Annotated in this window: 9 protein-coding genes and 1 tRNA gene; 6 read left to right on the top strand and 4 right to left on the bottom strand. The window is 70.3% G+C overall.

What is annotated here, in order from left to right; translation table 11 throughout:
• Positions 1 to 22 precede the first annotated feature (22 nt).
• The gene (locus CA12_RS12735) at positions 23 to 406 is read right to left on the bottom strand and encodes a DUF5658 family protein (protein ID WP_242687896.1); all 384 of its coding nucleotides are present in this window, start codon (positions 404 to 406) and stop codon (positions 23 to 25) included.
• A 95-nt stretch (positions 407 to 501) separates the two neighbouring features.
• Between CA12_RS12735 and CA12_RS12730 the strand changes: the two genes are divergently transcribed.
• Together CA12_RS12730 and CA12_RS12725 are read left to right on the top strand one after the other, a co-directional pair.
• On the top strand, positions 502 to 3,078 hold the full coding sequence (locus CA12_RS12730) for an FG-GAP repeat domain-containing protein (RefSeq protein WP_145359291.1): 2,577 nt from the start codon (positions 502 to 504) through the stop codon (positions 3,076 to 3,078).
• Entirely contained in the window at positions 3,075 to 3,440 is a 366-nt protein-coding gene (locus CA12_RS12725) for a hypothetical protein (protein ID WP_145359290.1), read from the top strand. The genes CA12_RS12730 and CA12_RS12725 overlap by 4 nt, the downstream gene beginning before the upstream one ends.
• Positions 3,441 to 3,453: 13 nt before the next feature.
• On the opposite strand, the gene CA12_RS12720 is transcribed toward CA12_RS12725, so the two are convergent.
• Both CA12_RS12720 and CA12_RS12715 read right to left on the bottom strand, forming a co-directional pair.
• Positions 3,454 to 4,221: a PHB depolymerase family esterase gene (locus tag CA12_RS12720; RefSeq protein WP_145359289.1), complete on the bottom strand. Its 768-nt coding sequence runs from the start codon at positions 4,219 to 4,221 to the stop codon at positions 3,454 to 3,456.
• A gap of 65 nt (positions 4,222 to 4,286) precedes the next feature.
• Complete coding sequence (locus CA12_RS12715; RefSeq protein WP_145359288.1) at positions 4,287 to 5,336, bottom strand: peptidoglycan recognition protein family protein; 1,050 nt, start codon at positions 5,334 to 5,336, stop codon at positions 4,287 to 4,289.
• 412 nt (positions 5,337 to 5,748) lie between these two features.
• Between CA12_RS12715 and CA12_RS12710 the strand changes: the two genes are divergently transcribed.
• A complete protein-coding gene (locus CA12_RS12710) occupies positions 5,749 to 8,541 on the top strand; it encodes an MMPL family transporter (RefSeq protein WP_145359287.1) in 2,793 nt (930 codons plus the stop codon).
• Between the two features lie 7 nt (positions 8,542 to 8,548).
• Here CA12_RS12710 and CA12_RS12705 read toward each other — a convergent pair.
• Positions 8,549 to 8,621 (bottom strand) — tRNA-Met (locus CA12_RS12705).
• A 205-nt stretch (positions 8,622 to 8,826) separates the two neighbouring features.
• Between CA12_RS12705 and CA12_RS12700 the strand changes: the two genes are divergently transcribed.
• The 3 genes from CA12_RS12700 to CA12_RS12690 all read left to right on the top strand — a co-directional run bounded on the left by CA12_RS12700 (position 8,827) and on the right by CA12_RS12690 (position 12,773).
• Entirely contained in the window at positions 8,827 to 9,390 is a 564-nt protein-coding gene (locus tag CA12_RS12700; protein WP_145359286.1) for a GNAT family N-acetyltransferase, read from the top strand.
• A gap of 133 nt (positions 9,391 to 9,523) precedes the next feature.
• Positions 9,524 to 10,825: a M16 family metallopeptidase gene (locus CA12_RS12695; RefSeq protein ID WP_165700727.1), complete on the top strand. Its 1,302-nt coding sequence runs from the start codon at positions 9,524 to 9,526 to the stop codon at positions 10,823 to 10,825.
• Between the two features lie 145 nt (positions 10,826 to 10,970).
• A complete protein-coding gene (locus CA12_RS12690) occupies positions 10,971 to 12,773 on the top strand; it encodes an ATP-dependent nuclease (RefSeq protein ID WP_145359284.1) in 1,803 nt (600 codons plus the stop codon).
• Positions 12,774 to 12,816: the final 43 nt, after the last annotated feature.

Raw genomic sequence — 12,816 nt, 5'->3', positions numbered from 1 at the left:
AGGCGTTTGAGGGTGCCGGCCCTCAGAGGTGCCGCAGGGCGAGCGTCACGCTGTAGATCACCACTGCCCCGGTCACCGCGGTGCCGAGCAGCAGCACGAACCGACCCAGCCGCAGGTTCTTTTTGGCGATGATCTGGGCCAGCGTGCAGATGAACGCCGCGAGGCCCATCTTGAACCAGACCATCCCCTTCACCCCCCAACCGGCGATGAAGTAGTCCGCAATGGCGTTGCTCTCGCGGAACTGCCCGCTGGCGAGCAGCAGGTAGGTGAGCAGGATGTCCAGAAACGCCGTCAGCAAAAACGCCGTCGTTTCGGACTCCAGCGGCAACTCGCCCAGCGGCAGCCGGGACCGCCAGCCGCGGGGCGACTCCCGTTCGTCTGGCGTATCGGAGGCGGGATCGGTCACGCCGCGAGTTTATCGCGAAACGCCTTCGGGGGAGAACCGAACGGGGGGCGGCTATCATCGGCGCCCCGATTGCTCCCGTCCGCCGGAATCCGCCGATGCCCCGCCCCGCCCCGTCGTTGCTTCCCGGTTCGCTCGCCGTGGCCGCCCCGTTGGCCGTCGCGGTGCTGCTGGCCGTCGGCGCCCTCCCCGCCCGGGCGCAGGACGACGCCGCTCCGCTGAGCGTCCACTACGGCTTCGGCGAACTGGACATCTTAAAGGTCGAGGACCGCAGCGAATTGCTCCGCACCGCCGACTTGAACGGCGACGGCCTGACGGACCTGTTGCTCTCCGACGACTCGAACAGCCGGCTTGACCTGTTCCTCCAACGGAACCAGTCCGAGGCCGCGGAGGCCGGCAAGGAGGAGGGCGCCGACGCCGCGGACGTCAACGCCCTGCCGGACTCCGCCCGCTACGAGCACGTCAAGCTGTCCGTGGACCGGGCCGTGCTGGGGCTGGCGACGGGCGACTTCACCGGGGACGGTCGCACGGACATCGCCTACGTCGGCGATCCGGACCGGCTGATCCTCGTCGTCGCCCCGGAAGGCGACACGCCCGGCAGTTCCGACTGGACCGCCACCGCGGAACTGGACCGCCGCGAACGCCGCCTGCCGGACCTGCAATCCAGCTCCGGACTGCTCGCCGCCGGCGACCTGACGGGCGACGGCCGGCCGGACCTGGTGGCCCTCGGGCAGCGGGTGACCTACCTGCTGCCCGGCTCCGCGTCCGGCACGCTGGAGGCCGCGATCGAGATCCGCAACACCTCCGACGACCTCTCGCTGGCCCAGATCGCCGACCTAGACGGCGACGGGCTGGCCGACCTCTCCTACACCGCCCTCGTGGGCGACGACCGCGTGTTCGCCGCCCGCCTGCAGGAGCCGGCGCCCCGGCCCCGCGGGGAGGCGGCGGACGACGTGAAGGAGGAAGTCCGCAACGCCCTCGGCCCGGAGTTGCGGTTCGATCTGAAGGACCCCCGCAGCGTCACGCTGGGCGAGGCGTTCCCCGACGAACCCGGCGTCGAGGTGCTGGCGATCACCGGCGCCACCGGCCGCCTGACGATTCGCAAGGTCCGCCGGCCGAAGCTGAGCGACGCCGCGGACGGCGCCGCCGAAGAGAACCTCGCCGGGCGAAAACTCACCCAGTACGGCTTCGGCGGCCGGGGTGACCGGGACTTCGCGGTCGGCGATCTCGACGGCGACGGTCTGGCGGACGTGGTCGTCTCCGACCCGGCGGGCGCCCGCGTGATCCTGTTCCGGCAGACCGCCGCCGGCGGGCTCGATCTGGGCACGGCGTACCCCTCGCTGGCCGGCATTTCGCAGGTGCGGATTGGCGACGCCGACGGCGACGGCTCCGGCGACCTGTTCGTCCTCAGCAAGACGGAGGAAACTCTCGGCCGCAGCGTTTGGGAAGACGACCGTCTGACCTTTCCCGTCCCGGTGACCGGCGTGGAGAACCCCGTCGCCTTCGCACTGATCCAACCGCAGGGCGCCAACCGCGCGGGGGCGTTCGCGGTGACGAGAAACGACCGCCGCGACTATTCCCTCGGGCTGGTCGGGGCGCCGGAGAAGTCGATCAAGTTGGACATCTCCAGCGATCCGGACCGCCTGGAAGTCGCGGATCTGGACGGCAACGGCGCCGGGGACCTTGTGCTGTTTCCGGGCCGCGGCAAGGAGTTGTTGGCGTTCGGCATCGGCGGCGACGGCAAACCGATCCCCATGAAAAGCGAGGGCCTCGGCCCCGGCGAAACCACCCCCGGGGCCTTCTTCGCCGGCTTCCTCCCCCCCGAACCGGAGGCCGGAGACGGCGGAGAGAACGGCGAACCGGCGGCCCCGCAGCCGGACGTGCCGACGATCCTCGTCGCCCGCGACAACCTCGCCCGGGACCTCACCGCCCGAGCCGGCCGCACCGGCGTGACGCCGGGCTCCCCGGAGGCCGAAGCCGGGGCCGGCAACCCGACGCTGCGGTGGTCCGTCCGCGACCAGTTCAACGCCGGCGAGGCCGCCGCCAAGATCGCCGGCGCCGTGACCCTGGACGTCGACGACGAGCCCGGCAACGAGGTGATTCTCATCGACTCCGGCGTCGACAAGCTGCGGATCTACAAGCGGGACGGCTCCCAGTTCGCCGCCGCCGGGGAGATCGAAACCGGCGCCCTGGACTACATCGACGCCGCGGTCGCGGACCTCGACGGCGACGCCCGGGACGACCTGCTGCTGTTCGGCCAGGGCCGCTTCGCCGTGCTCTACGCCGGCCGCACCGACCCCGAACTGACCGAGTTGGCGAACTACGAAACCGACCTCGACCGCACCTTCCTCGCCGACAGCTTCGTCGGGGACCTCAACGGCGACGACAAGCCGGACGTCGCCGTGCTGGACGTCCGCAGCCACTACGTGGAGATCCTGCGGCCGACGGACTCCGACGTGGAACGGGCGCTGTACTGGAAGCTGTTCGAGGAGAAGAACTTCGACGGCGAGGGCGGCGGCGGCCTGCAGCCCCGCGAGGGCGCCATCGCCGACGTCACCGGCGACGGCCGCAACGACCTGATCCTGCTGATCCACGACCGCGTGCTGATCTACCCCCAGGATGATGGCGTCGGCCCGGAGGAGGAGAAGAGCGAAGTCGGCGTGGGGACGGAATGAGTCGCGGCCGGTTCGCCGCTCACGTCCGCCGCCGCCGCGGCCTCTGGATCGCCGGCGGCGTGCTGGCGGTGCTGCTCGTGCCGTACGTCACGGCGTTTGTATGCCTGCGCCGCTATCGCACCGTGGACTTCCTATACTTCCCGCCGAAATCCGGGACTCGACAGCAAGTCGTCAGCGGCTCGTACCGACTGCACTCGTTCGCCGGCGGCTGGGACGTCGCCCCGAAGCTGTACGAGGCATTCATCCCGATCCACCAGTGGCTCCTCGGCGGAATGACGACCGAGGAGTACTACACCCTCTCGCCGGCCGAACGGGCGGAGGAACCGCAAGACATGTGGGTCCGGTACGATCCGAACCATTGAGCCGCTCCCGCCCTCACACCCCGACCGCGACGCCGGCCATCAGCCAGCGGTCGAGGGCTCGCAGGGCGGCGGGGGAGAGCGGGGCGTCGCCGGTCAGGCGGACTTCGGCCCGGGCGCCGGTCTCCCGCCAGCCGGCGGCGGCGGCGAGCGTCGCCGGGGCGCTGCGGCGGCCGTCTTCCCCGCACAGCAGCACCCGCTTGCCGGCCAGGGCGGCGGCGGAGAGGTGCGTCGGCGGGAGCGTGCCCCCGGCCAGCAGGGCGGCGCCGGCGAACCACTCCGGCCGGGCGCTCAGCAGGGCCGCGGCGGCGTCCGCCCCACTGCCCAGGCCGGCCAGGTAAACGCGTTCGGTGTGCACGTTCCACTCGGCCTTCACCGCGGCGACCAGCGCCGGCAGGCGGTCGGCCACGTCGCAGACCGCCCGGTCGGACCAACCGAACCCGGTGCCCCCGGCCGCCCCGCAGGCGGCGCCGCGGACGGACAGGCCGAGGTAGTTCCGGTCGCTCACGCCCCGCATGACGGCGTGCAGGGTGTGCTCGCTGGAGCCGGTGTCGTGCAGCCAGACGACCAGCGGGTAGGCGTAGCCCGGTTCGTACCCCTCCGGCACGGCGACGGCGCTGGGCAACCGCCGATCCCGTAGCGGATCGGCGGAGACGAACGGCATATCGCCCCCCACCCGGCCGAAGCGGGCCGTCAGCGCCGCCGTCAGCGGGTCCGCGGTCGCCCGCGCCGCCGGTTGGGCGAAGGCGGGCGAGACGGCGGCGGAGAGACGGGAAAGGGGCACGGTCGCTTCCAGGCGGGGGTGAGGGGAAAAACCATCCCCGGCGGAGTCGCCGGGGGGGCGGGCGGTCAGGGAGCGTCCTGCGACCTGAACCGCGGAAGAGTCAGCGACGGACCGTCGTCTGCAGCAGGCGCCGACAAGCCGGTCGGCAGGTAGTCGTCCTCGTCGTCCCCGGCGGGCGCCGGGACGGCGGCGGGAACCGGAGCGGCGGCGGGAACCGGGACGGGCGCCGCGGCGGCGGCCGGCTCCGGAACGAGCGCCGCAACCGGGACCGCGGCGGGATCGAGCAGCATCTCGATCGTCAGCCGTTTGCCGGGGCAGGCGGTGGCGGCGACGGCGTCGTGCGGCAGCACGCGGTCGGCGGGGACGTCGTAGCGGTCCCGCAGGAAGGCGATCAGCCGCCGGGCGGCGTCCAGTTGGGCGGGGCTCGGGTCGACGCTCTCGAAGTCGCCCACCAGACAGACGCCGACGCCGCGTTCGTTCTCCGCCCGACGGCCGGCGTGGGCGCCGGCGAGCTGGTCCCGCCAGCGGAAGGTGGCCTCGACGGCTCCGTCGGTCATGCCGTCGCCGTTGCCGATAAGGAAGTGGTAGCCGATCCCCCGCCAGGGGTTGCCGTCGGCGTCGCGGCGGCGGCTGTGGGCCCGGTGGATCGCCTCCACGCTGCCGGCCTCCGTCGCGGTGTGATGCACGACGATCCAGCGCCAGTCGCGTTCTTCCACGTCGTCGCCCGGCGCCCAGTCCCCCGCGGCCGCCTCGTTCGGCAGCGCGGCGGTCCCCGTGGGGGGGGCGGTCGGCGCCGCGGAGGCGGGGGCCGGCTTGAGCGGCGGCGGCGGCGTTGCGGGCGTCGGGAGTTCCGGGGGAGCGGGAACCGGGGCCACGGAGTCCGCGGGAGCGGGAACCGCGGTGCGCCCGGTCGGGGCGACCGCCTCCGGGGCGGGCGTCTCCGGGGTGGGGAGCGGCGCCGGGGTCGGCGTGCCCCGCAAGCGTTGCATCACCTTCGGGGAGACGCGGAAGGCGGTCGGCGGCGCCGCGACAATCGGCTCGACGAACAGCCCCGTCGCCGTGATGCCCAGCGCCACCGTCGCGATGCGCAGCGGAGCGGGCAGAACGACGGGCACAGGCGGAAGGGGGCGGGCGAGCGGAACAGGCGCGGCCGGCGGGGCCGACGACCGCGGAGAAGCGGCGGGGGCGGGACTCTAAAAGCGCCCTCGGAGGGGGTCAACGTGCAGTTTCGCGCCCGAAGTGTGCGGCGATCCTAGCGCTCCCGCAGGGGGTGGGGATGGGCATCGCCGGGGGACCTTGCGGGGGGTCGGGGGACCGCAAACTCGCCCCCGCCCGCCGATTCGGCAAGTCCGCCCGCCCCCCGCAACTTTGCCCCACGACCGAAAGGGTGGCGCCGTGGGGGGGGGCGGTAGGGGTCCCGCATCCGTATTCTGAAGTGCCCCGCGGCCCCGGAGGGTCCCGTCGTTCGCCCCGCGCGGGGGGCCTCTCGGCCGCATTCGTTTCCCGTCCCGGATTCCGTCCCCGCCGATGTTCGAGGTCCTCGGCCGGAGCGTGACGCGGGGGTGGCCGCTCGTGCTGACGGTCTGGACGCTGGTGTTGGCGGCGGTGTGGTCGGCCCGGCCGGACTGGAACGCGGTCACGGCGGACGGCGAATTCGCCTTCCTGCCGGAGGACGCCCCCAGCCTCGCCGCGGAGCGGCAGTTTCGGGAGCGCTACGGCACGGACCTGCTGCGCAGCTCGATCGTCTTGGCCGTCAGCCGCCCGGCCCGCCCCGGCGGCCTCACCGGCCCGGAGGACGCCCCGGCCGACGACCCCGACGCCCACGACGAGCGGTTCCTCTCCGAAGTCCTGCTGCCGGAGCTGCGAGAAACGCTGATCGCCGGCGGCTTCGCCCCCTCGAACCTGCCGTTTGGGGACCTACCGCCCGAAGACCCGCCGGCCGAGGAGACGCCCCAGCGGGCTCCCCCGGCCCCGCCGAAGCCGGGCGCCCGCCTGCTGATCGAGAAAGAGGAAGAGGGGGCGGCGCCGACGGACGAGTTTCTCGTGGCGGCGGTCCTCACCCCGCGGGACCGGGTCGTCGGGCCGCTGTTCGAGAGCCGGGACGGGCACGCGGCGCTGATCGTGCTCGGCCTGCGGACGGAGTTCGGCGAGACCCGCAACGCCCCGCTGGTGACGGCGGTGGAAGAGCTCGTGCGGCGGCTCCGCCTCAGCGGGGTCCTGCCGGCCGGACTGGAACTGGCCGTCAGCGGCACCGCCGTGGTCGGCCGCGATCTGCGGGAGGCGACGGAGCGCAGCGGCGCGGCCACGCACCTCGCCTCACTGATTCTGGTGATCGGCCTGCTGCTGGCGATCTACCGAGCCCCGCTGCTGGCGGCGGTCCCGCTGATCACGGTGGTGGTCGCGGTGGAAGTGGCCCTCAGCCTGCTCGCCCTGGCGGCCGGAAGGGGTTGGTTCTCCCCGTTCATGGGGTTGGAGGTGTACGTCACCGTCGTCGCCTACGGGGCGGGGGTGGATTACTGCATGTTCCTCACCGCCCGGTTCCGGGAGGAACTCGACGCCGCCGCCGCCGGGTCGCTGGTCCCTGCCGGCCGTGGCGCCGGCGGAGGTCTGCGGCGGTCCAAAGGGTGGTCCAGCGCCTTGGGGGCGGCGTTGGCGAAGGTCGGGCCGGCGTTGGCCGCGAGCGCCGGCACCACGGTCGTGGGCATCGGGATGATGGGCTTCGCCGAGTTCGGCAAGTTCCAGCAGGCGGCGTTGGGCATCGTGACCGGGCTGATCTGCGTGACGGCCGCCTCGCTGACCCTCGCCCCGGCCCTGCTGGCCCTGCTGGGACCGTGGGCGTTCTGGCCCAAGATCCCGCACGGCAAGCCGGCGGCGGAGGGCGGCTGGCTGCCGGCGGGCTCCAGCTCCAGCCGCCAGCGGCGGATGCGGCGTTTCTGGAGCGGGCTGGCCGATCGCGTCTGCGACCGGCCCGGCCGCTGGCTGCTGGGCGCCCTGGCGGCGATGGCGCCGTTCGCGGTCGTCGGCGCCCTCGGGCAGGACCGTCTCACCTACGGCCTGCTGAGCGAACTGCCCGAGAACGCCCCCGGCGTCCGCGGCGTGGACGCGGTGCGGCGGCACTTCCCCCCGGGCGAGATGGGGCCGGCGACCGTGCTGCTGACCAGCCCCGTCCGCCCCGACGGCACGGCGCTGGACTTCCGCGACCGCGACGCCGACGGCCGCGGGTTGGTCGACGACCTCACCAAACGCCTGTGGGAACGGCGGGAAGAACTGGGTCTGGCGTCGGTCCGGAGCCTGTCCGCCCCGCTCGGCGCCGGCGAGAACGCCCCCGACCTGACCGTCGAGGGGGACGGCGGCCGGCTCGCCGCCGTGCTCCGCCGGGCCGCGGCCGCGGCGGGCGTGCGGGACTACTACATCGCCGGCGCCGACGCCGCCGCCGGCCGGACCGTGCGGTTCGACGTGATCTTCGAGGAGGACCCCTTCACCCGCGGTTCGATCGACCGGCTCGAGGGCCTGCGAGACGCCGTGCACGAGGAGCTGCCGCCGGACCTGGCCGGCGCCGACGTCGCGGTGCTGGGGGCGACGGCCAGCCTGGCGGACCTCGCCGCCGTCACCGCCCGCGATCAGACGCGGATCAACGCGCTGGTGCTGTTGGGCGTCTACGTGGTGCTGGTGTTACTGCTCCGCCGGTTGGCGCTGTCGGCCTACCTCATCGGCACCGTGGCGCTGGGCTACCTGACGACGCTGGGGGCGATCATCGCCCTGTCGCACCTGGGGGCCTGGTGGGTCGGTACGCCGGGGGGCTTCGCCGGGCTGGACTGGAAGGTGCCCACGCTGCTGTTCACGATCCTGGTGGCGGTGGGGGAGGACTACAACATCTACCTCGTCACCCGGGTGGACGAGGAGCACGCCGCCGCCCGCGGCCCCGGCGTGAGCGAATCGCAGGCGGCGGTCCGCGGCGTGCGGACGGCGCTGGCCCGCACCGGGGCGATCATCAGCGCCTGCGGGCTGATCATGGCGGGGACGTTCGCCGCGATGATCTTCGGGGAACTCACCGGCATGGTGCAGCTCGGCGCCGCCCTCGCCGCCGGCGTACTGCTGGATACGTTCGTCATCCGTCCGGTACTCGTGCCGGCGTATCTGGCGCTGCTGCACGGCGGGCGATTCGGCCGCCTCGGCCGCTGGCTCGGCGCGGCGAGCGACGGATCGCCCGCTTCGACGAACTTCCCCTTGACGAACTCGACGCCCGTTCACTACAGATCGACACCCGCCGAACAGCGCCGCTCCAACGCCGAGCCCCTCGCCACACGCGAGCCGGGCTGACAGCTAATAGCGGAGGTGGGAATCGAACCCACGACCTACGGCTTATGAATCCGCCGCTCTAACCCCTGAGCTACTCCGCCGGGTTCCGCCGAACCGGCCGTCCTCGCGGACGCACGGGTCGATCGGGGGCGGGATGATACCGACCCGCCGCCGGAAGGGAAACGGGACGACGGCGGGAGGTTCGCGGTTTTCGGGGTCGGGCGGGGGATTTTTCGTCGGTCCGCCGCGGCGCTTGAGGCGCGGGTACACTGAAGACAGTCCCCCCACCCTACCCCGGGCCGTGCCATGCAGTTCGTCCGTCGGGTTCGCATGGAGGCCCTGCTGGGCCGTCTGCCGGCGCCGGAGCCGCCCGCGGAGTTCCGGCTCGTTCCCTGGCGGGACAATCTGATTGAGGAACACGCCGCCGCCAAACGGGACGCCTTCGCGGAGGAACCGGACAGCCTGCTCTTCCCCGCGCTCGCCACTGTGCGGGGCTGTCGGGCGCTGATGGCGGACATCGCCCGTCAGCCCCTATTCCTCCCGGAGGCCACCTGGCTGGCGGTGCGACGCAGCGATCTGTTCGACGAACCGGCCGGCGGGGCCGCGGTGGGGACGATTCAGGGTCTCGGCGGCGGGCGGGGCGTGGGGGCGATCCAGAACGTCGGCGTCGTCCCGGAGTGCCGCGGCCTCGGCTTGGGTCGGGCGCTGCTGGTGCGGTCGCTATACGGCTTCGCCCAGCGGGGCTATCGCCGGGTCTACCTCGAAGTCACCGCCGACAACGCCCGCGCCCTCACGCTGTACCGCAGCGTCGGCTTCCGCCCGGTCCGCACGCTCTACAAACCGCTCAAGGGCGAAACGGCGGGGGTTTAAGGAGGGAGGAGGGAGGAGGGGTGAGGGAGGAGTCACGGGGCCGCCGTGTTTCCTTCTCCCCCTCCTCCCCCCTTCCCCCTCCCCGATGTCCCCCGTGGTTGTCGGCCCCGCCCGGCGGACGGACACTCGCCGTATGCCCGCACCGTCTCCTTCGCTGCCCGTTCCCACCGCCGCGGCCCGGCCGAGCACGCAGCACCGCACGCTGGCCAACGGGCTGACGGTCCTCGTCGAACCGATGAAGCGCGTCCAAAGCGCCGCCTTCTCCCTGATGGTGCCCGCCGGCAGTTCGCTCGATCCCCCCGGTAAGAACGCCTGCGCCGCCCTGCTGTGCGACCTGCTGACCCGCGGCAGCGGCGACCTCGACAACCGCGGCTTCACCCACGCCCTGGACGACCTCGGCGTGAACCGCGGCGAATCCGTCGGCGCCAGCCACCTCTCCGTCTCCGCCGCCACCGTCGCGGAGAATCTTCCCAAAGCCCTTCGCATCTACCGGGACCTGTTCCGCGATCCCCACCTCCCCGAGGAGGAATTCGCCCCCGCCGCGGACGGCCTCCGCCAGAGCCTGCGGGCCATCGAGGACGAACCGGCCCAACGGGTCATGCTGGAGCTCCGCCGCCGCACCTACCCGGCCCCCTGGGGCCTGCCGACCGACGGCACCCTGTCCGGCCTGGACGCCCTCACGTACGCCGACGTCGTGCACCTCCACCGCACGGCCGTCCGGCCCAATCACGCGGTCCTCGCCGTCGCCGGGCACGTGGACCCGGAGGCCTGGTTCGACCTCGCCGCGGAGTGCTTCGAGGACTGGGAAGAAAAGCCCGACCCGCCGATCGAACCCGGCCCCCGCGGCCCGGCCCGGGACCACCTGCACCACGACGGCGCCCAGACGCACATCGCCCTGGCCCTGCCCGCCGCGGCCTACGGCGAGCCGGGCTACTACGAGGCCTGGGCCGCCGCCGCGATCCTCGGCGGCGGGATGAGCAGCCGGCTGTTCACGGAGGTCCGGGAGAAGCGTGGCCTGTGCTACAGCGTCTCGGCCAGTTTAAGCGGTCTGAAGGCCGGCCCGGGACCGGACGCGGCCCAGGAGGGCCGGCTGTTCTGCTACGCCGGCACCACCGCGGAGCGGGCCCAGCAAACGCTCGACGTGTTGCTGGAGGAACTGACCCGCCTGCGCGACGGCGTGACGAAGGACGAACTGACCCGCTGCGTGGCCCGCGCGAAGAGCGGCCTGGTGATGAGCCAGGAAAGCACGACCGCCCGGGCGAACGGATTAGCGCGCGACTGGCGCCACCTCGGCCGCGTGCAACCGCTGTCGGAGACATTGGACGCCGTGAACGCCCTCACCGCCGAGAACGTCAGCGAATACCTCGCCACCCGCCCCCCCGCCCCGCCGACGGCCCTGACGCTGGGCCCGGCGGCGTTGGACTGGCCGGATTGAGAAAAGACGGAGCCCGCGGGCCACTGGCGTCCCGCCAGTGCGAGCGACGCCGCTTGAAGGGATGGCGTCGAACTGAGGGAAACTGCACCCTCCACCGGCGAAACGCAAGCCGCACTCGCTTATAGCACTCGTTTAGAACTCGAACATGCAACACCTGGGAAAGCTGAACCCCCTCACGTCGATCTCCATCCCAAACATCGGCAAGATCGAACCAAAAGGGCTCAATGTCGTAATCGGGCCGAACTCGGCTGGAAAGACACAATTCCTTAAAGACATCCACTACAGGATGCTCGGCAAGCCAAGGGACCTCGTGGTCTGTGAGGAAATCTCCCTTACTCGCAAGGGTACGCTACCCGAAATCATAGCGGCCCTTGAAGAGGCGGAGCACATCCGCGTGGTCCCCGGCAGCAATTCAAATCACAACATTAGTTGTCGAGTATTCGAGTTTGGGGGCAGCAGTGACAGATGGCAGGCCGACAGCAACCTCGCCCAGCTCTACTACACCAGAATGGGAACATCGACAAATGGCCGGAAAGGCGGAAAGGACGAATTCCTCTCAATGTTTGGCCGGTCATTCATAGCGTCCCTTTTCCTCGGAGGTCGACTAAATTCCTTAAACGAAGTCCCAAGCTTTGACTACGAGAAGACTACACCCGAGAAAGAAATACAAGCGCTATACTTGAACGAAGACGCCCAACATGCCCTCACCGCAGAGACAGAGAGAACCTTCGGCAGATCCATCTGGGTAGATCCAACACGCGGGGGCGTGCTCTGCTTACGGGTTGGAGATGGCCCGGCATTGCCCCCGGACGCAGATCGAACACAGCCATCTAGGATGACAAAGTTTAGGACGATCGAGAACGAGGGAGACGGGTTTAAATCGTATGTGGCGATCTGCATCTCGCTTTTGCTCGGCCAGCGCCCAGTCATCCTAATTGATGAACCCGAGTTGTGCCTTCACCCGCCACAAGCCCATTCGCTTGGAAAGTTCATCGGCCGATACGGCACCTCCGACGCGGGCACAACCTTTGTCGCGACACATAGCAGCCACGTTCTTCGAGGAATCATCGAGGAGACTGAGTATCTAGACGTCATTCGACTTTCAAGGGCGGGAACAAACTTCTCCGGGCAACGGATCGAAAGCGAGTTGCTCAGAGCGTCAATTCGCAAGCCGAGCACAAAATCGGAAGCGATTCTAGATGGCCTTTTCGCGGAGGCCGTGACCGTGGTTGAAGGCGAGGGAGACCGACTGGTCTACGGAACTGTTTGGGAAAAAGTGTCAGCCGAGTTTAAACATGATGTTCATTTCGTGTCGGTTGGCGGCATGGGCGGTGCCGCAGATCCCTGCGAACTTTACGCAAGGCTTCGCATACCTATCTGCGTCATTGTCGACTTGGACATCATCCGATCGCCTGACATCTTCAAATCGATTGTTTCTGCACTAGCACCCGGGCCCGTCGCCGAAGATCTTACTAAGGACTGCCGAAAGCTGGTTGAAGAGGTGAAGGCACTTGGCCCTGTTTACGATGAAGCGGCAGTTCGATCCGGACTTACCTCGATCCTCTCTGCCAAACTGGACTGGACGGACGAGACTCAGCTAAACCAAACGCGGCGTACACTTGGAGATCTTAGCGCGGGTCTCTCACAGACCTCCCGACTTAAGAAGGGTCTAGAGGAGTTCCATTCGTACGGCGTCTATTCGAACCTGACAGCCTTTCTGAGCAAGTGTAGGGGTGCGGGAGTATTTCTTGTACCTGTAGGCGAACTCGAAGACTGGGCCGAAATGCTTACGTCAGGGGGGCCTAGCAAGAAAAAGAAAGCCGAATGGGCGAACCATATAGCCAATGCGATTCGCGATTCTGACCCACGCGAAGACGACATCTGGGAATTCATTAGACAGATGGCCAGACGGCAACGAAATGAAATCGAGCGACTAGCCGGTTACTGAGTTCGACGGGCGGCGGGTGGCCGGGGTGACCGGAGGGTCCGCT

The organism is Alienimonas californiensis (assembly GCF_007743815.1).
Lineage (GTDB): Bacteria > Planctomycetota > Planctomycetia > Planctomycetales > Planctomycetaceae > Alienimonas > Alienimonas californiensis.
Note: the sequence above shows the minus strand (reverse complement) of the source record. Positions and strands in the feature narration are given on the sequence as shown.